This window comes from Paracoccus lichenicola (assembly GCF_009708075.1).
GTDB classification, from domain to species: Bacteria; Pseudomonadota; Alphaproteobacteria; order Rhodobacterales; family Rhodobacteraceae; genus Paracoccus; species Paracoccus lichenicola.
Genome location: NZ_WMBT01000004.1, coordinates 1 through 18,959, shown reverse-complemented (window position 1 = coordinate 18,959; position 18,959 = coordinate 1). Strand labels below are relative to the sequence as shown.

The window sequence follows — 18,959 nt, the reverse complement described above, 5'->3', positions numbered from 1 at the left end:
TGGATTAGCGAAAGAGGGGGGAAAGGCCAAGTGCCACGGGCGCTTCACCCCAGCTTGGGTAGCCGCTGGCTGGTATGGGCAATCGTGATGATCTGAACGGTGTCGCCCACGATACGATAGTGCAGGCGGTATGGCAGGCCCGACACCACCAGGGTGCGCGTGGATCCGCCTTGCCACCGCGTGCCAAGGTCCGGGAAGTCGGCCAGCATTTCAGCCGCATAGAGGATGCGGTCTGCGACCTGGGTCGCGGCCCTGGCATTGTGGAAGGCGATATAGGACTGGATTTCATGAAGCCGTCGGCGGCTCAGGTCCGAAAGGACGATCCTCATTCCTGCCCGAATTCGCGCTTCATGTCCTCCAGCGTCATGAACTTTCCGGCGTCGAGTTCGGCGATGCCTGCGGCGATCTCGGCTTTCAGCCATTCGTCATAACCCGGCGCGGCCTGTTGACCCGGCGGGCCGGATTTGATCCAGCGTTGAATATCGGCACGGCTGTCAGTTCGCATCCGAGGCCTTTCGATCTACAGTTTCAAGGATAACGCCCGAAGGCTGGATCGACAATGGCCTGCAGCTAGGCCGCCCCCCGCCTTTCATCCGCCGCGCGCCAATGCGCCATCTGGTCGGCCAGCGCCTTGCGGAAGGCGGGGCGGTCGGTGGCGCGTTCGGCGTAGGCCGCAAGCCCGTGCAGGTCGTCCAGCAACCCGTTCCGCGCGGGCAGGCGCAGGATGTCGGCCATCAGCAGGTCGGCCACGGTGAAGCCTTCGCCCATCAGCCAGGGGCGGTCGCCCAAGGCCGTCTGCAATTGCGCAAGCCGTTGCCGCAGCAGGGGTTCGCGCTTGGCGGCCCCTGCCTCGTCCTGGTCGAAGAACTTGGGGATGACCCAGGCCATGCTGAACGGCTCGACGCTGTTCAGCGCCGCGATCAGCCATTGCTGGACATGGGGGCGCTGCGCAGGGGGCATCAGGGGGGTGCCCTCGGCCAGGTGCAGCAGGATGGCACCCGATTCGAACAGCGTCAGGTCGCCGTCGCGGATGAAGGGCACCTGGTGGAACGGCTGGTGCGCCAGATGATCGGCCGTCCGGTCCCGCAGCGGCACGGTCTCGATCCGGTAGGGCCGCCCGAGTTCCTCGAGCAGCCAGCGCACCCGGATGTCGCGCACGAAGCCGCGCGCGAATTCGGGCACCCAGTCATAGGTGGTCAGGACCAGGGTCATGCTGTCACCTCCAAAGGGCCGACCAGGGCGAACGGGGCGCCCTGCGGATCGGTCGCGACGGCGATATGCGCCCCGCCCGGAACCGGGGTCGGGCCGTGCTGCACGGTGCCGCCCGCCTCCGTGATGCGCCCCACCGCGTCCTTGACGCCGTTGACGCCGAAATAGGCCAGCCAGCAGGGCCGGGGCGCCTGGCCCAGACCCATCATGCCGCCGATGTCCGCGCCGTCATGGCGGAACAGCCGGTAGGTGCCCATGCCGCCCATGTCCATCGCCTCGCCCGCGGTCCAGCCGAACAGGGCCGCATAGAAGCGGAGACCCGCGCCGGGATCGGTGGTCATCAGTTCGATCCAGTTGCCATGCGCGGCCCTTGCCTGGTCGAAGGCCTGGCCGCCCGTGCCGTCCTCCATCGGCAGCGGCGCGAGGATTCCGAAGGGCGCGCCCTGCGGGTCGGCGGCGACGGCAAAGCGGCCGGTGCCGGGAATGTCGGCCGGTTCGCGAAAGACCTGACCGCCCGCGGCCCGGATACCGGCGGCCGCGCGGTCGGCGTCGTCCACGCCGAAATAGACCGTCCAGGCGGGCGGCATGTCCGCGACATCGCCCGGCATCTCCATCAGCCCGGCCACCCTGTCGCCGTCGGCGGTGGCGAGGTGATAGCGGAACCCCTCCATCCCGCTGTCGCCGATCTGCCAGCCGATCACCTTGCGATAGAAATCGCCTGCCGCATCCAGATGGCCCTTGCCGGTCGCAAGCTCGAACCAGAGGGGGCGTCCGTGAACCTTCATCCCTGCACCTCGGCCTTGCTGTCGAAGACTGGCGTGAAGCCGCCCCAGAACATGCGCATCCCGTCGAAGGGCATGTCGGGCATCTCCATCCCCTCCATCTCGGCCTCCATCTGGCGGGCGGCTTCGTCGCAGGTCGCGCGGTCGGGCCATTCGATCCAGGAGAACAGCGGCACCTCGCCCTCCTTGGCGTCCGTGGCGCGGTAAAAGTCGGTCTGCTTGCCATGGGGCACGTCCTCGCCCCAGCATTCGATCTGGAAGGTTGCGCCCATGCGCCGGAACATGTCCGTCGCGCTGCGGGCCATGTCGATATAGGCCTGCTTCCTGTCCTCGGGCGCGGCCAGCACGAAGCCCTGGATATAGCTTCCGGGCCTGCTTTCGCCCACCTGGACGATGGGGTTGAAGCCGCCCCAGAACATGCGCGCGCCGTCAAAGGGCGGTTCGGGCATGTCTGGCAAATCCTCGCCATTTGCCATGCCGGCCCAGGCCGCGTCGGCGGTGGCGCGGTCGGGCCATTCGACCCAGGAAAACAGCGGCACCTCGTCGTCCCTGGCCTGGGTCGCGCGATAAAAGTCGGTCTGCCTGCCGTGCTTCACGTCCGCGCCCAGGCATTCGACCATGCGCAGCGCGCCGCGCTGCTGGAACCAGGGCCAGCCGGCCCTGGCATGGGCGATGAACGCGTCCCTGTTGGCACTGGGCACGGCGGCGACGAAACCGGAAACATAGGTCATGAGAATCCCCCCTTCCTGGATCACAAAAGGAAGGGTGCCCGTTGCAGTATGAAAAAGCAACTGATACCCTGTGCCATGTCACAGACCCGCCATGATCCGCGCATCCGCTATGACGAGGGATGCCTTGCCGCCCATGCCCTGAACATCATCGGCGACCGCTGGGCGCTGCTGGTGGTGCGCGAACTGATGCTGGCCCCCAAGCGGTTCCAGGCGATCCGCCACGGGCTGCCCGGGGTCACGGCGGCGGTGCTGACGCAGCGGCTGGCGCAACTGGCGCAGGCAGGCGTGGTGACGCACGAGGCGGGGCAGTACGCGCTGACGCCTTCGGGACAGGACCTGATGCCGGTCCTGCAGGCGATGTGCCGCTGGGGGGCGCTGCATCCGGGCCATGATCCAAGGCGGTTCATCAGCCCGGCGGCGCTGGTGATCTCCATGACCGCGATGATCGGGGGGGCCGAGGGGCGGCAGGTGACGGCGGCGATGCGGATGGGGGCTGAGTCCTTCGTGCTGCGCCTGACGGGCGACGGCATTCTGCGCCCCAAGGCAGGCGTGGAGCCGGCGGATTTCACCCTGTCGGGCAATGGCAACAGCCTGGCGCGCGCGGTCTATGGCCGGGTGCCGCTGGCCGATCTGGCAAGCGACGGGATGATCGGGTTATCGGGCGATGCGGGGGCGGCGCAGGATTTCGTGGACCTGTTCCGGCTGCGCTAGACTGCCCCCGTCAGACCGCGCGGTCGAGCTTGGTAGACAGGTGGATCAGGCTTTCCGAGGATCGCACGCCGTCGATGGCGCCGATGCGGTCCAGCGCCTCGTCCAGTTCCGTGGTCGATCCGCTGGCGATCTGGACCAGCAGATCGACGCGCCCGCTGGTCGTGTGGATGCGTTCGACCTGCGGCATGGCCTTCAGGCGCGTCAGGACGGCGGGCTGGCTGCGCGGCTCGATGGCCAGCAGGACGGCGGCGCGGATGCGGCCGGGCCGTGCCGCCTCGCCAAGCCGCAGCGTATAGCCGGCGATCGCGCCCGAGCGTTCCAGCCGTTCCAGCCGCGCCTGCAGGGTGGACCGGGCAACCTTCAACCGCCGCGCCAGCACCGCGACGGATGTGCGGGCATCCTGCGACAGCAGCGCGATGATGTTGCGATCCAGTTCGTCCATTCCGGTCCCGCAGATCGTCGAAAAGCCATGATGGCCGTCATTATGACCGGCAGGGGCGGCAAATCCATCCCTTTCGCCGGTGAAATCGCCGGCCCGAGGCGTCATTCTGGACCCGAGGGCCGCAACCCCGCGAACGCGAAAGGATCCGCCGATGAGGACACAGAAGACCGTCTGGGACAATCCGGCCGACCTGATCCGCCATCTTCAGCCCGACCATCCGGTGATGGCCTTCGCGCCCACGGTGTTGCAGGACCGCGCACGGCAGTTCCTGGCGGGCTTTCCGGGCCTTGTCACCTATGCCGTGAAGTCGAACCCGGACGAGACCGTGATCCAGAACCTCGTCACGGCGGGGATCCAGGGCTTCGACGTGGCCTCGCCGTACGAGATCGACCTGATCGGCCGCCTGGCCCCGGGCACGGCGCGCCATTACCACAACCCCGTCCGCTCGCGCCGGGAAATCGCCCATGGCGTGCGCGAAGGGATCCTTGCTTGGTCGGTGGACAGCGGCAGCGAGCTGGACAAGCTGTTCGAGCAGGTGCCGGTTTCGGTCGAAGGGCAGGGGGTCGAGATCTCGCCCCGCTTCAAGCTGCCGGTGCCGGGCGCGGCCTATGACTTCGGGTCCAAGTTCGGGGCCACGCCGGATCTGGCGGCCGATCTGCTGCGGCGGGTGGCGGATCGGGGTCATGTCGCCTCGCTGACCTTCCATCCGGGCACGCAATGCACCGACCCGATGGCTTGGGAAAGCTATATCCGCGTGGCGCGCGAGATCTGCTACATGGCGGGTGTCCGGGCGCATCGGCTGAACGTGGGCGGCGGCTTCCCCTCGCACCGCCTGGCGGGGGTGGCGCCCGACCTGCCGTCGATCTTCACCAAGATCGGCGACACGGTGGCCGAATGCTTCGGCACGGACGCCCCCGCGCTTGTCTGCGAACCGGGCCGGGGCCTGTGCGCCGACGCCTATGCGCTGATCGCCCGCGTCAAGGGCCTGCGCGACGGCGCAAACGTGTTCCTGAACGACGGCGTCTATGGCAACCTGGCCGAACTGCCGGTCATCGGCAATCTCGACCGCATCGAGGTCCTGACCCCGCAAGGCAGGCCGCGCAGCGGCGAACGGACGGGCCGCGTGATCTTCGGCCCGACCTGCGATTCGGTGGACCGCCTGCCGGGCGAGCTGGCCCTGCCAGACGACATCGCCGAGGACGACTATGTCATCTTCCACGGCGCAGGCGCCTATTCGGTCGTGACCAACACCCGCTTCAACGGCTTTGGCGCGATGACGCGGGCCACGGTGATGGGCTTTGAATAACGAACCCTTTGCCTTGGCCTAAATATCCCACGGGGGTCCGGGGGTGTGAAACCCCCGGCTTACGCCACCGCGCCCAGGTCGCGCACCGGCTCGACCCCAAGCGCCGCACAGACGGCCAGCGTCAGGTCGGGCTTGTTCAGCGTATAGAAATGCAACCGGTCCACGCCACCGTCCAGCAGGTCGCGGCACAGCTTGACGCAGGTGCGTTCCGACAGCGCGCGTTCCGCCGCCGGACCCTCGGCTGCGGCCTTCGAGAACGCCTCCTCGGCCCAACCCGGCACGCTGGTCCCGCAGGTCGCGGCGAACCGCTTGGCCCCGGCCCACCCCTGGATCGGCAGGATGCCGGGGATGATCGGGGCGTCGATGCCTGTTGCGGCGCATTTGTCGCGGAAGCGGAAGAAGGTGTCGGCCTCGAAGAAGAACTGCGTGATCGCGCTGGTCGCGCCCGCGTCGATCTTGCGCTTCAGCCAGGCCACGTCGGCATCCGTGCCGCTGCTGTCGGGGTGCGGCTCGGGGTATGCACCGACGCGGATCGTCATGTCGCCGCGCGCGGCAATCGCCTCGATCAGCTCGACCGTGTCGGCAAAGCCCTCGGGATGGGGAGTGAAGCGGTCCTGGCCCTTGGGCGCGTCGCCGCGCAGGGCCACGATTTCGCGGATCCCGGCATCGGCATAGGCCTGCACGATCTCCATCGTTTCGGCGCGCGTGGCCTCGACGCAGGTCAGGTGGGCGGCGACGGGGATGCCGTAATGGCGGTGGATGGTCGTCACCGCCTCGTGCGTCAGCTTGCGGGTGGTGCCGCCCGCGCCATAGGTGACGGACACGAAATCAGGCGCCAGCGGCGCCAAGGCCCGCGCGGTTTCCCACAGCCGGAAGGACGCGTCCAGCGTCTTCGGCGGAAAGAACTCGAAGCTGATGGTGGGGCGGGACATGAACGATTCCTTTGGCTTTCGCCGCTTGTGCCATGCGTCAGGGCGTGAGACAAATTCATAATCCTCAAGATCAACATGAGCCTGCCTCACCATGCATCTGGAACTGCGCCACCTGCGCACCGTCCGCGCCATCCACGAACAAGGCGGCCTAGCCCGCGCGGCCGAGGTGCTGAACATCACCCAGTCGGCCCTGTCCCACCAGGTCAAGGCGCTGGAGGAACAGGCCGGGGTGGACCTGTTCGTCCGCCGCGCCAAGCCCATGCGCCTGTCCCCCGCGGGGATGCGGCTCTTGCGCCTGGCCGAACAGGTGCTGCCGATGGTCGCCGCCACCGAGGCGGAGTTCAAGGGCGTCGAGGCAGGCCGCATCGGGCGGCTGCACATCGCCATGGAATGCCACGCCTGCTTCGACTGGCTGCTGCCGGTCCTGGACATCTTCCGCCGCGCCTGGCCCGAGGTGGACCTGGACATCCGCCAGCGCCTGGCCTTCGGCGCCTTGCCCGCGCTGGCCCGGCAAGAGGTCGATCTGGTGATCTCGTCCGACCCCGAGGAGATGGCGGGCATCGCCTTCCAGCCGCTGTTCGATTATTCCCCCACGCTGGTCGTGCCCGCCGATCACCCGCTGGTGGCCAAGGGTTACGCCGATCCCGCCGATCTGGCAGGGGAAACCCTCATCACCTATCCCATGGACCGCGCGCGTCTGGACGTGTTCAGCCAGTTCCTGACGCCTGCCGGGGTGGAACCCGCCTTGCAGCGCACGGTCGAACTGACCGCCGTAGCCTTGATGCTGGTGGCGTCGGGGCGGGGCGTGGCGGTGATGCCCGACTGGGTGCTGCGCCGCGAAACCGCCAACGCGGAAATCGCCATGCTGCCCCTGACGCGCGGCGGGATCATCCGGCGGCTTTACGCGGCGGTGCGGTCCGAGGATCTGGGCCAGCCCTACATGGCCCACATCTTGCGCCTGTCGCGAACGGAACCCCTGCGGATGCTGCGCGGGGCGGCGGCCTGACTGACCCTTGCCTGGGCGGGAAAAGGAAATGCACTGCATTTCCTCCGCCCTTTGCGCAAGGCTGCCACCAAGGACGGTGCCACCCCGCGACCACGAGAGGCCAGCGCCCGACCCGAGGGGGCATGAAGCGCCCGCCTGGGGGCGGGGCGGGCGCTGGCCGGGCCTTTGAGGCCCGGCGGTTCAGGTTGCGATGTTGTGACGTGGCGAAGGCGATGGCCTTCGCCAGATCAAGGGCAGGACAGCCCATGCTTCACATTCCCCCCGCTTGCCCCTATGACGCCCCAACCCCTGTTCCCGGAGCATCCCATGGCAAGCGCCAATCTCAACGTCATGATCAAGGCCGCCCGCAAGGCCGGGCGCAGCCTCGTCAAGGATTTCCGCGAGGTCGAGAACCTTCAGGTCAGCGTCAAGGGCGCGGGCGATTTCGTCACCAAGGCCGACCAGGAAGCCGAGCGGATCATCAAGGAAGAACTGCGCAGCGCGCGCCCGAACTATGGCTGGTTGGGCGAGGAAACGGGCGAGGAAGCGGGCGAGGATCCGACGCGGCGCTGGATCGTCGATCCCCTGGACGGGACCACCAACTTCCTGCACGGGCTGCCGCATTGGGCCATCAGCATCGCGCTGGAGCATAAAAGGGAAATCGTCGCCGCCGTGATCTTCGACGCCGCCAAGGACGAGATGTTCGTGGCCGAGAAGGGCGGCGGCGCCTTCATGAACGACCAGCGGATGCGCGTCTCGGGGCGGCGCCGCCTGGACGAATCGCTGTTCGCCACCGGCATTCCCTTTGCAGGCCGCGGCCCGCTGCCCGCCGCCTTGCAGGATCTGGCGCGGCTGATGCCGGTGACGGCAGGCGTGCGGCGGATGGGCGCGGCGGCACTGGATCTGGCCTATGTCGCGGCGGGGCGATATGACGGATACTGGGAACGCGGCAACAAGCCCTGGGACGTGGCGGCAGGCATCCTGCTGGTGCGCGAGGCGGGCGGTTTCGTCGAAGGCATTCGCGACGGCGACGACCCGCTGGAATCGGGCCGCCTGATCGCGGCGAACACGCAGGTCTTCGAGCCGCTGGCCAGGATCATCCGCACGCGGGACTGACTTGCACGATGCGCAAGGCAGGCTTGCCTTGACCTTGCGGCGGAAACAGGCGCATGGCGGGACCGACCGGGGACCGCGCCATGCCGAAAGACCAGAACCACCCGCCCTATGCCGCATCGGCGGCCACCGCCTCGGCGCCGCCTCCGGTTCCGCCCAGGACCGGCGCGCTGCCCGACCGCACCGGGCTTGCGATCCTGCTGATGTGCGCGACCAGCTTCATCTTCGCGATGCAGGACGCCTTTTCGCGGATGCTGGGATCGGAATACCCGCCGGTCCTGGTCGTCATGCTGCGATACTGGGTCTTTGCGCTGTTCGTGACAGCCATGGTCTCGCGCCAGCCGGGCGGCCTGCGCCGTGCCATCCGCACCAAGCGGCCCAGAACGCAGATCCTGCGCGGCGCGATCCTGGTGGTCGAGACCACGCTGATGGTCGAGGCCTTCGTGCGCCTTGGCCTGGTCGGCACGCACGCGATCTTCACCGCCTATCCGCTGCTGGTCGCGGCGCTGTCCGGCCCGATCCTGGGCGAAAAGGTCGGCTGGCGGCGCTGGACGGCGATCGGCGTGGGCTTTGTCGGCATCCTGATCATCCTGCGCCCCGGCAGCACGGTGCTGAACCTGGGGGCGGGGCTGGCCCTGGCCTCGGCGCTGCTGTTCGCGCTTTACGGGCTGCTGACGCGGCACGTGTCGCGCGACGATCCGGCCGAGGTGAGCTTTTTCTGGACCGGCATCGCCGGGGCCGTCACGGCGACGGCCCTGGGCATCCGGCAATGGGAATGGCTGGCCCCTTCCGACTGGGCCTGGATGGGGATGCTGTGCGCCCTTGGCACCCTGTCGCACTGGCTGCTGATCCGCGCCTATGAACTGGCCGAGGCCTCGGCCCTGCAACCCTTCGCCTATACGCAACTGGCCTGGGTCAGCGTCATCGGCGTCCTGGTCTTTGGCGAGGTGCTGCACATGAACGTCGTCATCGGCACGGCGATCGTGGTCGCGGCGGGGCTGTTCACGCTGTGGCGGGCGCGGATGCGGGGCGGGTAGGGTGCGTGCTTGCCGCGCACCATGGCCCGCAGGCTTGCGGTGCGTGCAAGCACGCACCCTACGATCCGTTCGCAAGGGGTAGGGTGCGTGCTTGCACGCACCATCATCACCGCCCCCCGACGCCTCGACCGCCACCGGCTGCCATCCCGCAGGCAGCCTCGGCCTTGGATTCGGCGTTCGTCTGGTTAGCGGTCGGCTCAGGCGATGTCGTCCACCAGTGCCGCAAAGTCCGGCCTGGTAAAGAAATCGAGATTGCGCTCGATCTTCTCGTCCGGCCAGTCCCACCATTTCAGCGCCAGCAGGGTCTGCACGACATCGGGGGTGAACCGGCTGCGGAGGCGCCTTGCGGGAACACCTCCGACGATGTCATAGGCGGGCACGTCCTTCGACACGACAGCCCGCGCGGCGATGACCGCCCCGTCGCCGATGGTCACGCCTGCCAGAACCATCGCTCCGCGTCCGATCCAGACATCGTTGCCGATGCGCACGCTCAGGTTCCCTTTTTCATAGGCCGAGGGGATTCTGTTCCTGGCATTTCCGAACACCATGTTCATCGGATAGGACGACACATAGTCGATGTTGTGCCGGCCGTGACGCCCCACGAAGATGCTCACATCCTCTGCGATCGAACAGAACGATCCGATCACCAGCCTGTGTGAAAAGTCTCCTCGGGTCCAATGGAGATTGGGCGCGCCATAGGTGTGACGGCCGATGCTGATCGGAAACCCGTCCGCCAGATGCCTGGCCAGACGACGTTCCGTATGGGCGTTTCCAAGCGGGTTCGGCTTGATCACGTTTCCGGCCCTTCGTTCACGGCGTGCCATCCTTGTGGCTGCCCGGTTCCATGGGTCTTGCCGATAAGCAGAAGGCTTGGTCCCCGTCAATCCGGGATCCCGTCCCTATCGTGCGACCTCGGCCTTGACCGCCACCGGCTGCCACCCTTCGGGCAGCCTTGGCCCGATAAAGGGCTTTTCGACCGGCCGCCGGGACAGGGCCAGCGTCAGCCGCGCCACGGGGGGCGGCATCAGCCCGCCGCCGGTCAGATCCCAGGTGGGCACGATGGGCGCGGGTTTCCCAAGGATGCGGGCGCGATAGACGGGCATCGCCTCGGTCACGCGCATGACGTAATTGCGGGTTTCGTCAAAGGGGATCATCTCGACCCACTCCACCGGATCCGCGTCCCGGCGCAGGTCGCCGAAATCGCGCAGCCATCGCGCCGGACGCCCCGGCCCGGCGTTGTAGCCCGAGGCCGTCAGCGCCGTGGATGCCCCGAACCGCTCGCGCAGCCCTGCCAGATAGGCCGCGCCGAGACGCGCATTATAGGCCCCGTCCGTGGTCAGCCGCGCCAGATCGAAGGGTTCGCGGATCTGGCGGGCCATCTGCCGGGCCGTGTCGGGCATCACCTGCATCAGCCCCCGCGCGCCCACGGGGCTTTGGGCGGCGGGGTTGAATTCGGATTCCTGCCGCGCGATGGACAGGACCAGTTCGGGCGGAATGTCGAAATCCGTTTCGTGCAGCCCGGTCAGCGGAAAATGCGCGGCGGGGTGGATGAGGCCCTTGTCGGCGGCGCGTTTCGACAGGCGCAGCCCGTGCCAGGGCATCCCGGCCTGATACATCAGGCGGGCCATCCGCAGCGTGTCCCGGGGATCAGCGGTTTCCGACAGGTGCAGGAAGAACCGCTGCGCCTCGTCCGGCCGTCCCGTCGCCAGCAGCCACAGCCCGGCCTGGAAGACGCTGCTGCCGCCCAAGGGCGCGCCGCGCCAGTCGGGCAGGGGACCGGGGGCGGCATAATCGGCGGGCATGGCCGCGCCGATCCGTTCGGCGGCAAGCTGGCCGTAATAGGTGCCGGGCATCAGTGCCGCCTGAGCATAGGCCGCCTCCGCCGCCGCCCCGTCGCCAAGCGTCCCGTGCGCGCGGCCCTGCCAGTAAAGGGCGCGCGAGGTGCTGATCTGGCTGCCCACTACGGTTTCCAGGTGCCGGAAATGCGCCAGCGCCCGGTCCGCCGCCCCCTGCTTGAACGCGGCAAAGCCCGCCAGCCATTCCAGATCGGCGTAATGGCGGTTTTCGGGGGGCAGGAAATGCGGCCGCGCCAAGGCCTCGGCCCGCGCCCAATCGCCCCGGCGCATCGCCATGCGCGCGTAATCCACCCGCATGGGTGCCCAGACCGCCGGGTCGCGCAGGGCGTCGGCACTGGTGGACGCCTCGAGCATCAGCGCCTGCGCGCCGTCGTGCTGCTTGGCGCCGACCCGCCACAGGTAACGGTCCATGGTCAGGCCGGGATCGGCGCGGACATCAGGGGGCAGGGCGAGGATCAGGTCGTCCACGCCCGCCCGCCCGGCCTGCAGGGCGATGCGCGCGGCCAGCAGGGGACGGTCCGGTTCGGGCAATTTCGGCATCAGGCGGTCGGCCTGCGCCCAGTCCTGCCGGTCCAGCATCGCGACGGCCCGCGCGGTCATCAGGGGTGCCAGCTCGGCACCGTGGGCCGTCAGGAAGGCCGCTTCCTCGGGCGCGGTCAGCGGGACCGTGGTCCAGAAGCGCGCGCGTTCCACCTTCGCGGCGGCGGGGTCCAGCGTGACAAGGAAAGCGTTTTCAGCAGCCAGCGTATCCGGCAAGCGATCCCCGAACCAGTCGCGGATGTCCTGCGGGGGCAGGTCGGGGCGCAGCTTGGCGTCGCCGCGTTCCCGCAGCATCGCCAGGCCCGGCCAGTCCCCGTAAGCGCGCACGAAGTCGATGTAATCGCCAGCCTCGCCATGTCCGCCGCGCAGGGCCTGCCAGCCGACCAGGGCCTCGGCCATGGGACCGGACCGGCGGGCGGCATCGCGGGCCGTCACCCAGTCCTTCGTCTCGGCCGCGGACAGGGCCAACGCCATCGCGCCCGCATCCTCGGCCCGGGCGGGGGCAAGGGGGACCAGCATCAGCAGCCCGGCGGCCAGCATGTCGCGCAGAAGTCGCATCACCACCCTGTGTCACCGTGCGGCGCCGGGGACGCAATTCACAACCTTGGCAAGTGCCGCTTGCCCCGCTATCAGGCGCGCAATCCATACCATCTGCAAGGAAGCGTGTCATGTTCAAGGGATCCCTGCCCGCACTGGTCACGCCGTTCACCCCGGACGGCGAGCTGGACCTGGACACGCTGAAAAAGCTGGTGGACTGGCACATCGACCAGGGCAGCCACGGCCTTGTCCCGGTCGGCACCACCGGCGAAAGCCCGACCCTGACCCATGACGAACACCGCCTGGTGATCGAGGAGGTCGTGCGCGCCGTGGACGGCCGCATCCCCGTCATCGCGGGCGCGGGGTCGAACAGCACCCGCGAAGGCATCGGCCTGATCCGCCACGCGGCCGAAGTGGGGGCGGACGCGGCCCTGGTCGTGACGCCCTATTACAACAAGCCCACCCAGGCCGGCCTGATCGCCCATTACACCGCCCTGGCCCAGGCGTCGGACCTGCCCATCGTCATCTACAACATCCCGGGCCGCTCGGTCGTGGACATGACGCCGGAAACCATGGGCGAACTGGCGAAACTGCCCACGATCATCGGCGTCAAGGACGCCACCGGCAAGCTGGAGCGCGTCAGCCAGCAGCGCATCGCCTGCGGTCCCGATTTCGTGCAGCTGTCGGGCGAGGACGGCACGGCGCTCGGCTTCAACGCCCATGGCGGCGTGGGCTGCATCAGCGTGACGGCCAACGTGGCCCCGAAGCTCTGCGCCGAGTTCCAGGAGGCCACCCTGGCGGGCGATTATGCCAAGGCCCTGGAATACCAGGACCGGCTGATGCCCCTGCACATCGCCATCTTCGTCGAGCCGGGCCTTGTCGGCGCGAAATACGCGATGTCCCGGCTGGGCCTGTGCGACGAACGGGTGCGCCTGCCGCTGGTGCCGCTGACCGACCCGACCCGCCGCCTGATCGACGCGGCGCTGGACCACGCGGGCCTGCTCTGACGCCTGTCCGGGAGGCATGTGGCAATTTCGCGCGCATTTTCCGCATCGTCTTTTCAAAGCGGATTCTTCGCCCCATATTGAGGGGGAGGAGACGACCCGCCATGCCCTTGCCGCACTTTCTGGTCCTGATCGCCGCAGTCATCCTTGTCGCCGCGCTGACGCTGTGGGCGGCGTTTTCAGCCGAGGCGCCGATGGTGGTGCTGGCGATGATCACGCTGTCGGCGGCCGCCGCGCTGCATCTGGCCCATGGCGACCGCCACGACCACGACGCCTGAGCGTTCAGCTTTCCAGTTCGGCGTCCCAATACAGGAAATCCATCCAGCTGTCGTGCAGGTGATTCGGCGGGAATCGCCGGCCTGCCGCGTGCATTTCCTCGGGGGACGGCTGGCGGGGCTTGCGGCGCAGGCTCATCCCCGAATGGCGCAGGCTGCGGTTGGCCTTGCGCAGGTTGCAGGGCGAACAGGCGGCCACCACGTTTTCCCAGCTGGTGACGCCGCCGCGCGACCGGGGCACGACATGATCGAAGGTCAGGTCGCCCTTGTGCCCGCAATACTGGCAGCAGAATTCGTCGCGCAGAAAAAGATTGAAGCGCGTGAAGGCCACGCGCTTCTGGGGTTTGACGTAATCCTTCAGGACGACGACCGAGGGCAGCCTGAACGCCTGCCGCTGACTTCGGACGACCGTGTCGTATTCGGCGATGATGTCCACGCGGTCCAGAAAGGCGGCCTTGATCGCCTCCTGCCAGGGCCAGAGCGACAGCGGGTAATAGGACAAGGGCCGGTAATCGGCATTCAGCACCAGGGCGGGATAATGGCGCAGGCTCGCAGGCTCGCGCACGAACTGGGTCCGAAAATCCGCCTGATGTCGCTGATCCAGCATAAACGCCTTCCCGCCTGCCCCCATGGGTGGCCGGGGGCGCCCCGTCAGATCCTTCAGCCCGACTATATATCGCGTCAGGCATCTGGCAAGCCCCCCGATCTATCCTGCCGATGGATAATCCGGATCGGTGACAAGGCGGTGACAGTTGCCCCTTGCCCTTGCCCATGGCAGGCTGCGGGCCATGGCCGCAACAACGCCCCCTGTCCTTGGCACGCTCGAATCCGCGCTTTATGCAGAGGATCTGGACGCGGCCACGATCTTCTGGCGCGACGTGATGGGATTGCAGCCGTTCCAGACCGTGCCGGGACGGCACGTGTTCTTTCGCGTGGCGCCCGCGCAGGTGCTGCTGGTCTTCAACCCGGCGGCCACCGAGCAGCCGCCGAAACCCGACGCCCGCCTGCCCGTCCCCCCGCACGGCGCGCGCGGGCCGGGCCATTTCTGCCTGGCCGTCGCGCCCGGCCACCTGGACGCCTGGCGCGAACACCTGGCTGCCCGGGGCATCGCCATCGAGGCCGATTTCCGCTGGCCCAACGGCGCCCGGTCGATCTATCTGCGCGATCCGGCGGGCAATTCGATCGAACTGGCCGACCCGGCAATCTGGGGATAGGCTCTTTGCCTTGGTCCAAATATCCTCTGGGGGTCCGGGGGGCGAAGCGCCCCCGGCTTTATTTCCCCAACCGATCCTTCACGAAGCTCAGCGCCACCGACAGCCCGTCGGGCGAGATCCCGTGCCCGGTGCCCTTCATCACATGGCCATAGACCGTGAAGCCCGCCGCCTCCAGCGCCTCGCCCGCCAGCTGCATGTCCTGGAACGGCACCATCGGATCCTGGTCGCCATGCAGCAGCAGGACCGGCGGCTTGACCTTCGCTTCCGTTCCCAGCAGTTCGGGGGCCAGCAACCGGCCCGAAAATCCGATGATCCCCGCCACCGCCTGATCCCGGCGCGGCAGGACGTGCAGCGCCATCATCGTGCCCTGGGAAAAGCCCACCACGACCATGCGGTCCGGCGTCAGCCCCTCGTCGGCCAGAACCTTGTCCAGCCAGGCGTTCAGCAGGTCCACGGACCGGGCCATCGACTCGCGCGCCTGCGCCTCGGTCGATCCGTCCAGCCAGGGGATCGGAAACCACTGGTATCCGAAAGGGTTGTTGACGCTGCGTTCCGGCGCGTCGGGAGCATGAAAGGCCACCCCCGGCAGATGCGGCGACAGGGGATCGGCCAGACCCAGCAGGTCGGCGCCGTCCGCGCCGTATCCGTGCAGGAAGACCACGACAGCATCGGCCTTGGTTGGTCCCTTGCGGGCTGATTTCAGAACGGTCATCGGATTCCCTCGCGGCCCTTGGCCCGCAGGTAATAAGCCCACAGCCCCCGGGCCGCAACCGCGCGCCAGGGGCGCCAGGGTTCCGCCATCCGGCGCAGGGCGGCGGCGGTGGGGCGGGCGTCCAGGCCATACATCATCCGCGCGGCCTCTTGCAGGGCCAGATCGCCCGCCGCGAAGGCATCGGCCCGGCCAAGCGCCATCTTCAGGTAAATCTCGGCGGTCCAGGCGCCGATGCCGGGCAGGGCGGTCAGGGTGGCCACGGCCCGGTCGTCGGGCATCGCGCGCAAGCCGTCCCAGTCCAGCCCCGCTGCCGCGATGCCCTTCAGATAGCGCGCCTTGGGCCGCGACAGGCCCGCCGCGCGCAAGGCGTCCTCGGACGCGGCAAGGATCGCCTCGGGCGTCATCAGCCCCGCCGCCTTCAGGCGGGCAAAGATCGCGTCCGCCGCCGCGACAGAGATCAGTTGCGCGATGACCGCGCCCGCAAGCGCCTCGAACCCCTCGGCGCGGCGCAGCAAGGGCAGGGGGCCAAGATCCGGCGCGACCCGCGCCCAGACCGGGCAAACGGCGACCAGATGCGCCATGCCTTGGGCCAGATCCGCATCGGACCGGATCAGGCGCGGGGCCTCAGTCACGATCCGCCGCCGCTTCCAGCTTCAGCCGCGTTTCCCAGGCCATCGAGATGTGCTGGCGCAGCGCGCGGTCCGCCGCCGCCCCGTCGCCCGCCGCGATGGCATCGACGATGCGCTTGTGTTCGGCCAAGGCGGTCTCGCTGCGCCCTTCGGCGGCCAGCGAGGTGCGCGCCATCAGCGCCATGGACCGATGCACTAGGTCAAGCTGCTGGACCAGGTAGCGGTTGTGGGACGCCAGGTGGATCTGGTGGTGGAACCGCTTGTTGGCCCGCGCCAGGGCCTCGGGGTTGCCCACCGCCTTCTGGTCGTCGGCGACCATCTGGGCCAGCACGCGCACCTCCTCGGGGGTGGCGTGGCGGGCGGCCAGGCGGGCGGCCAGGGCCTCCAGCTCGGCCCGCACCGTGTAAAGCTCGGCCAGCTGGTTGTGGTCCAGGGATGCGACGATCAGGCTGCGTCCGTCGCGGACCAGCATCTGTTGCGTTTCCAGCCGCTGCAAGGCCTCGCGGACCGGGGTGCGCGACACGCCGAAGCGTTCGGCCAGTTCCGATTCCACCAGCCGGTCGCCGGGGCGATAGGTGCCGGATTCGATGGCGGCGAGGATCAGGGAATATGCGTCCTTCATGGGCCGCACGATTGGCCGCGCAGGGGGCGATTGCAAGCACGCTGTTCAAGGGCTAGGCAGCGGGGATGGATTTTGCGCATGTCGATACCTGGATCTTCGATCTGGACAACACGCTCTACCCGCCGGACATGGCGCTGTTCCCGCAGATCGAATCGCGGATGACGGATTACGTCATGCGCACGCTGGCCGTGGAACGCGACGCCGCCGACCGGATGCGGCGCGACTGGTGGGCGCGCCACGGCACCACCCTGGCGGGGCTGATGGCCGAACATGCCATCGACCCCGTAGCCTATCTGGACGAGGTCCACGACATCGACTTCGCCCCCCTGCGGCCCGCGCCCGACCTGGCGGCGGCCATCGCCGCGCTGCCGGGGCGCAAGCTGATCCATACCAATGCCGACGCCGCCTATGCCGCCAAGGTGCTGCGGGCGCGGGGGATGGGCACGATCGGCACGGATACCCCCGCCCCCATCTTCGAGGCGATCCACGGCATCGCCGAGACGCATTTCCACCCCAAGCCCCGCCCCGAGGCGTTCCACGCGGTGATCGAGGCCGCCCGCATCGACCCCACCCGCGCCGCCTTCTTCGAGGACGACCCCCGCAACCTGGCCGTCCCGCATGACCTGGGGATGCGCACGATCCTGGTCGGACCGGGGCGGCACGGGCCGGACGCGATGACGGGTGCGGTGCCCGCCCATGTCGATCACCATGTCCACGACCTCCCTGCGTTCCTGCGTCGCATTGCGGGCCAGGGGTGATTGCGCCACAATGCCGGACGTGCATCCATCCCATAGGTGTCCCATGACCCATACCGCCGACAAAAGCGGACATCGCGTGAATGTCCTTGTCATCGCCCTGCTGCTGGTCGTCGTCGCGATCGTCGTCCTGGCCGTCGTCCAGTTCGGCCTGCCCGTGCTTGGCCTGCTTGGCGTGGTCCTGACGGTGGTCGTCTTCACGATCATGCTGCTGTTCACCGCCGGGAACTAGGCTGCGGCATATGAGCGCAGCCGAGATTGAGCGCATCGACATCCTGGTGTCCGGCGGCGGCATCGCCGGGCTGATCACGGCGGCCGCCTTCGGGGCGCAGGGCTTTTCGACCCTGTGCGTCGATCCCGCCCCGCCCGTGACGGAGGAAGGGGCCGAGGGCGCCGACTTGCGCACCACCGCCTTCCTGACGCCCTCGGTTGCGCTGCTGCGGCGCATCGGCTTGTGGGACCGCCTGCTGCCCCATGCGACACCCTTGCAGGTCATGCGCATCGTCGATGCGGGCGGCGCGCAGCCGGTGGCCCGGCTGATCCGCGATTTCGATGCCTCCGAGATCGGCGACCAGCCCTTCGGCTGGAACCTGCCCAACTGGCTGCTGCGGCGAGAAATCACCGTCCGGCTGGCCGGGATGGAGAATGTCCGCTTCGACCCCGGCACCGGCACGGCGGGCGTCCTGGCCCGCGACGAAGGCGCCCTTGTCACGCTGACCGACGGACGCCGCGTCCAGCCGCGGCTGCTGGTGGGCGCGGACGGTCGCGATTCGCCCGTGCGCCAGGCGCTTGGTATCGGCGTGCGGACCTTTCGATACGGCCAGAAGGCGCTGGCCTTCGCCGTCACGCATGACGTGCCGCATGGCAATGTCTCGACCGAGATCCACCGATCCGGCGGGCCGTTCACGCTGGTGCCCTTGCCCGACCGGGACGGCAAGCCTTGTTCTGCGGTGGTCTGGATGGAGAATGGCCGAGAGGTCGCGCGCCTTGCCGCCCTGCCGCGTGATGCCTTCGAGGCGGAGCTGAACGCCCGCTCGGCAGGCGTCCTGGGTCGCCTGACGCTGGCCACGCGCCTGACGCAATGGCCGATCATCAGCCAGATCGCCCATCGCTTCACCGGTCCCGGCACGGCCCTCATCGCCGAGGCCGCCCATGTCGTCCCGCCCATCGGCGCGCAGGGCCTGAACATGAGCTTGGCCGACCTGTCGGCGCTGATCGACCTGTCGGGCGACGAGCCGGGCGATGCGGGGGGCCTTGCCGCCTATGACCGCGCCCGCCGCCCCGAGGCCTATGCCCGCCTGCTGGGCATCGACGCGCTGAACCGCGCGAGCCAGGCCAACGCCCGCCCCCTGCGCGACCTGCGCGCGGCGGCGCTTGGCGGGCTTTACGGCATCGCGCCGGTGCGGCGGCTGATGATGCGGGCCGGGTTGGGGATGCGGTAAGATCTTTGAATGCTGCCGGGCGGGGGAAACGCGACTAGCGTTTCCCCCGCTCGTTGCGCCACGCGCCACTTAGAGCGCCTGACAAAACCGCTGCTCATACGTTGGTGGGCCATGAGCAAGCCCCT

The 18,959-nt window shown here is 68.6% G+C and carries 24 protein-coding genes; 11 read left to right on the top strand and 13 right to left on the bottom strand.

What is annotated here, in order from left to right; genetic code table 11:
• Positions 1–44: 44 nt before the first annotated feature.
• The 5 genes from GIY56_RS08750 to GIY56_RS08735 all read right to left on the bottom strand — a co-directional run bounded on the left by GIY56_RS08750 (position 45) and on the right by GIY56_RS08735 (position 2,722).
• Positions 45–329, bottom strand: a complete 285-nt coding sequence (locus GIY56_RS08750; RefSeq protein WP_196053584.1) for a type II toxin-antitoxin system RelE/ParE family toxin — start codon at positions 327–329, stop codon at positions 45–47.
• Entirely contained in the window at positions 326–505 is a 180-nt protein-coding gene (locus tag GIY56_RS18375; RefSeq protein WP_196053583.1) for a hypothetical protein, read from the bottom strand. Before GIY56_RS18375 ends, GIY56_RS08750 begins: the two co-directional genes overlap by 4 nt.
• Positions 506–570: 65 nt before the next feature.
• Positions 571–1,212, bottom strand: a complete 642-nt coding sequence (locus tag GIY56_RS08745; RefSeq protein ID WP_154764455.1) for a glutathione S-transferase family protein — start codon at positions 1,210–1,212, stop codon at positions 571–573.
• Positions 1,209–1,994 carry a VOC family protein gene (locus GIY56_RS08740; RefSeq protein ID WP_154764454.1) on the bottom strand — a complete coding sequence of 262 codons (786 nt, stop codon included), beginning with the start codon at positions 1,992–1,994 and terminating at the stop codon, positions 1,209–1,211. The genes GIY56_RS08745 and GIY56_RS08740 overlap by 4 nt, the downstream gene beginning before the upstream one ends.
• A complete protein-coding gene (locus GIY56_RS08735) occupies positions 1,991–2,722 on the bottom strand; it encodes a DUF1428 domain-containing protein (protein ID WP_154764453.1) in 732 nt (243 codons plus the stop codon). The genes GIY56_RS08740 and GIY56_RS08735 overlap by 4 nt, the downstream gene beginning before the upstream one ends.
• A 75-nt stretch (positions 2,723–2,797) precedes the next feature.
• Between GIY56_RS08735 and GIY56_RS08730 the strand changes: the two genes are divergently transcribed.
• The gene (locus GIY56_RS08730; RefSeq protein ID WP_154764452.1) at positions 2,798–3,433 is read left to right on the top strand and encodes a winged helix-turn-helix transcriptional regulator; all 636 of its coding nucleotides are present in this window, start codon (positions 2,798–2,800) and stop codon (positions 3,431–3,433) included.
• A 10-nt stretch (positions 3,434–3,443) separates the two neighbouring features.
• On the opposite strand, the gene GIY56_RS08725 is transcribed toward GIY56_RS08730, so the two are convergent.
• On the bottom strand, positions 3,444–3,875 hold the full coding sequence (locus GIY56_RS08725) for an Lrp/AsnC family transcriptional regulator (RefSeq protein ID WP_154764665.1): 432 nt from the start codon (positions 3,873–3,875) through the stop codon (positions 3,444–3,446).
• 151 nt (positions 3,876–4,026) lie between these two features.
• On the opposite strand from GIY56_RS08725, the gene GIY56_RS08720 reads away from it, so the two are divergent.
• Positions 4,027–5,181, top strand: coding sequence for a type III PLP-dependent enzyme (locus GIY56_RS08720; protein ID WP_154764451.1), 1,155 nt, complete (start codon positions 4,027–4,029; stop codon positions 5,179–5,181).
• Between the two features lie 59 nt (positions 5,182–5,240).
• On the opposite strand, the gene metF is transcribed toward GIY56_RS08720, so the two are convergent.
• A complete protein-coding gene (gene metF, locus GIY56_RS08715; RefSeq protein WP_154764450.1) occupies positions 5,241–6,113 on the bottom strand; it encodes a methylenetetrahydrofolate reductase [NAD(P)H] in 873 nt (290 codons plus the stop codon).
• Between the two features lie 91 nt (positions 6,114–6,204).
• On the opposite strand from metF, the gene GIY56_RS08710 reads away from it, so the two are divergent.
• From GIY56_RS08710 to GIY56_RS08700, 3 genes are all read left to right on the top strand, one after another.
• The gene (locus GIY56_RS08710; RefSeq protein WP_154764449.1) at positions 6,205–7,119 is read left to right on the top strand and encodes a LysR family transcriptional regulator; all 915 of its coding nucleotides are present in this window, start codon (positions 6,205–6,207) and stop codon (positions 7,117–7,119) included.
• A gap of 306 nt (positions 7,120–7,425) precedes the next feature.
• On the top strand, positions 7,426–8,214 hold the full coding sequence (locus tag GIY56_RS08705) for an inositol monophosphatase family protein (RefSeq protein WP_154764664.1): 789 nt from the start codon (positions 7,426–7,428) through the stop codon (positions 8,212–8,214).
• 53 nt (positions 8,215–8,267) lie between these two features.
• Entirely contained in the window at positions 8,268–9,248 is a 981-nt protein-coding gene (locus tag GIY56_RS08700; RefSeq protein WP_268866564.1) for a DMT family transporter, read from the top strand.
• A 197-nt stretch (positions 9,249–9,445) separates the two neighbouring features.
• On the opposite strand, the gene GIY56_RS18860 is transcribed toward GIY56_RS08700, so the two are convergent.
• Together GIY56_RS18860 and GIY56_RS08690 are read right to left on the bottom strand one after the other, a co-directional pair.
• Positions 9,446–10,132 carry a CatB-related O-acetyltransferase gene (locus tag GIY56_RS18860; RefSeq protein WP_328288487.1) on the bottom strand — a complete coding sequence of 229 codons (687 nt, stop codon included), beginning with the start codon at positions 10,130–10,132 and terminating at the stop codon, positions 9,446–9,448.
• Positions 10,133–10,147: 15 nt separating this feature from the next.
• Positions 10,148–12,202 (bottom strand): lytic transglycosylase domain-containing protein, encoded by a 2,055-nt coding sequence (locus tag GIY56_RS08690; protein WP_154764448.1) that lies wholly within the window; start codon positions 12,200–12,202, stop codon positions 10,148–10,150.
• A 110-nt stretch (positions 12,203–12,312) separates the two neighbouring features.
• Here GIY56_RS08690 and dapA point away from each other — a divergent pair, with 110 nt between their 5' ends.
• Positions 12,313–13,188: a 4-hydroxy-tetrahydrodipicolinate synthase gene (dapA, locus tag GIY56_RS08685; protein WP_154764447.1), complete on the top strand. Its 876-nt coding sequence runs from the start codon at positions 12,313–12,315 to the stop codon at positions 13,186–13,188.
• A 101-nt stretch (positions 13,189–13,289) separates the two neighbouring features.
• A complete protein-coding gene (locus tag GIY56_RS18370; RefSeq protein ID WP_196053582.1) occupies positions 13,290–13,463 on the top strand; it encodes a hypothetical protein in 174 nt (57 codons plus the stop codon).
• A 4-nt stretch (positions 13,464–13,467) separates the two neighbouring features.
• Here the strand turns inward: GIY56_RS18370 and GIY56_RS08680 are convergent, their stop codons facing one another.
• Positions 13,468–14,067 carry an HNH endonuclease gene (locus tag GIY56_RS08680; protein ID WP_154764446.1) on the bottom strand — a complete coding sequence of 200 codons (600 nt, stop codon included), beginning with the start codon at positions 14,065–14,067 and terminating at the stop codon, positions 13,468–13,470.
• A 181-nt stretch (positions 14,068–14,248) separates the two neighbouring features.
• On the opposite strand from GIY56_RS08680, the gene GIY56_RS08675 reads away from it, so the two are divergent.
• Entirely contained in the window at positions 14,249–14,674 is a 426-nt protein-coding gene (locus tag GIY56_RS08675; protein WP_154764445.1) for a VOC family protein, read from the top strand.
• Between the two features lie 58 nt (positions 14,675–14,732).
• Here GIY56_RS08675 and GIY56_RS08670 read toward each other — a convergent pair whose 3' ends face one another.
• From GIY56_RS08670 to GIY56_RS08660, 3 genes are read right to left on the bottom strand one after another with little or no spacing between them, the layout of a single operon-like run.
• On the bottom strand, positions 14,733–15,386 hold the full coding sequence (locus GIY56_RS08670) for an alpha/beta hydrolase (RefSeq protein WP_154764444.1): 654 nt from the start codon (positions 15,384–15,386) through the stop codon (positions 14,733–14,735).
• Entirely contained in the window at positions 15,383–15,967 is a 585-nt protein-coding gene (locus GIY56_RS08665; RefSeq protein ID WP_154764661.1) for a DNA-3-methyladenine glycosylase family protein, read from the bottom strand. The genes GIY56_RS08670 and GIY56_RS08665 overlap by 4 nt, the downstream gene beginning before the upstream one ends.
• Positions 15,968–16,010: 43 nt before the next feature.
• Complete coding sequence (locus GIY56_RS08660) at positions 16,011–16,637, bottom strand: GntR family transcriptional regulator (RefSeq protein ID WP_154764443.1); 627 nt, start codon at positions 16,635–16,637, stop codon at positions 16,011–16,013.
• A 65-nt stretch (positions 16,638–16,702) separates the two neighbouring features.
• Here GIY56_RS08660 and GIY56_RS08655 point away from each other — a divergent pair, with 65 nt between their 5' ends.
• Genes GIY56_RS08655 through GIY56_RS08645 form a run of 3 tightly spaced genes read left to right on the top strand, consistent with a single transcriptional unit; the run spans position 16,703 to position 18,834 of the window.
• On the top strand, positions 16,703–17,395 hold the full coding sequence (locus GIY56_RS08655; protein WP_154764442.1) for a pyrimidine 5'-nucleotidase: 693 nt from the start codon (positions 16,703–16,705) through the stop codon (positions 17,393–17,395).
• A gap of 43 nt (positions 17,396–17,438) precedes the next feature.
• Positions 17,439–17,624, top strand: a complete 186-nt coding sequence (locus tag GIY56_RS08650; protein WP_154764441.1) for a hypothetical protein — start codon at positions 17,439–17,441, stop codon at positions 17,622–17,624.
• 10 nt (positions 17,625–17,634) lie between these two features.
• Positions 17,635–18,834: a UbiH/UbiF family hydroxylase gene (locus GIY56_RS08645; protein ID WP_154764440.1), complete on the top strand. Its 1,200-nt coding sequence runs from the start codon at positions 17,635–17,637 to the stop codon at positions 18,832–18,834.
• Positions 18,835–18,959 lie beyond the last annotated feature (125 nt).

Bases quoted from the DNA above. Each gene is read 5' to 3' on its own strand.
- GIY56_RS08750 (WP_196053584.1), bottom strand. From the start codon at position 329: ATGAGGATCGTCCTTTCGGACCTGAGCCGCCGACGGCTTCATGAAATC.
- GIY56_RS18375 (WP_196053583.1), bottom strand. From the start codon at position 505: ATGCGAACTGACAGCCGTGCCGATATTCAACGCTGGATCAAATCCGGC.
- GIY56_RS08745 (WP_154764455.1), bottom strand. From the start codon at position 1,212: ATGACCCTGGTCCTGACCACCTATGACTGGGTGCCCGAATTCGCGCGC.
- GIY56_RS08740 (WP_154764454.1), bottom strand. From the start codon at position 1,994: ATGAAGGTTCACGGACGCCCCCTCTGGTTCGAGCTTGCGACCGGCAAG.
- GIY56_RS08735 (WP_154764453.1), bottom strand. From the start codon at position 2,722: ATGACCTATGTTTCCGGTTTCGTCGCCGCCGTGCCCAGTGCCAACAGG.
- GIY56_RS08730 (WP_154764452.1), top strand. From the start codon at position 2,798: ATGTCACAGACCCGCCATGATCCGCGCATCCGCTATGACGAGGGATGC.
- GIY56_RS08725 (WP_154764665.1), bottom strand. From the start codon at position 3,875: ATGGACGAACTGGATCGCAACATCATCGCGCTGCTGTCGCAGGATGCC.
- GIY56_RS08720 (WP_154764451.1), top strand. From the start codon at position 4,027: ATGAGGACACAGAAGACCGTCTGGGACAATCCGGCCGACCTGATCCGC.
- metF (WP_154764450.1), bottom strand. From the start codon at position 6,113: ATGTCCCGCCCCACCATCAGCTTCGAGTTCTTTCCGCCGAAGACGCTG.
- GIY56_RS08710 (WP_154764449.1), top strand. From the start codon at position 6,205: ATGCATCTGGAACTGCGCCACCTGCGCACCGTCCGCGCCATCCACGAA.
- GIY56_RS08705 (WP_154764664.1), top strand. From the start codon at position 7,426: ATGGCAAGCGCCAATCTCAACGTCATGATCAAGGCCGCCCGCAAGGCC.
- GIY56_RS08700 (WP_268866564.1), top strand. From the start codon at position 8,268: ATGGCGGGACCGACCGGGGACCGCGCCATGCCGAAAGACCAGAACCAC.
- GIY56_RS08690 (WP_154764448.1), bottom strand. From the start codon at position 12,202: ATGCGACTTCTGCGCGACATGCTGGCCGCCGGGCTGCTGATGCTGGTC.
- dapA (WP_154764447.1), top strand. From the start codon at position 12,313: ATGTTCAAGGGATCCCTGCCCGCACTGGTCACGCCGTTCACCCCGGAC.
- GIY56_RS18370 (WP_196053582.1), top strand. From the start codon at position 13,290: ATGCCCTTGCCGCACTTTCTGGTCCTGATCGCCGCAGTCATCCTTGTC.
- GIY56_RS08680 (WP_154764446.1), bottom strand. From the start codon at position 14,067: ATGCTGGATCAGCGACATCAGGCGGATTTTCGGACCCAGTTCGTGCGC.
- GIY56_RS08675 (WP_154764445.1), top strand. From the start codon at position 14,249: ATGGCCGCAACAACGCCCCCTGTCCTTGGCACGCTCGAATCCGCGCTT.
- GIY56_RS08670 (WP_154764444.1), bottom strand. From the start codon at position 15,386: ATGACCGTTCTGAAATCAGCCCGCAAGGGACCAACCAAGGCCGATGCT.
- GIY56_RS08665 (WP_154764661.1), bottom strand. From the start codon at position 15,967: ATGGCGCATCTGGTCGCCGTTTGCCCGGTCTGGGCGCGGGTCGCGCCG.
- GIY56_RS08660 (WP_154764443.1), bottom strand. From the start codon at position 16,637: ATGAAGGACGCATATTCCCTGATCCTCGCCGCCATCGAATCCGGCACC.
- GIY56_RS08655 (WP_154764442.1), top strand. From the start codon at position 16,703: ATGGATTTTGCGCATGTCGATACCTGGATCTTCGATCTGGACAACACG.
- GIY56_RS08650 (WP_154764441.1), top strand. From the start codon at position 17,439: ATGACCCATACCGCCGACAAAAGCGGACATCGCGTGAATGTCCTTGTC.
- GIY56_RS08645 (WP_154764440.1), top strand. From the start codon at position 17,635: ATGAGCGCAGCCGAGATTGAGCGCATCGACATCCTGGTGTCCGGCGGC.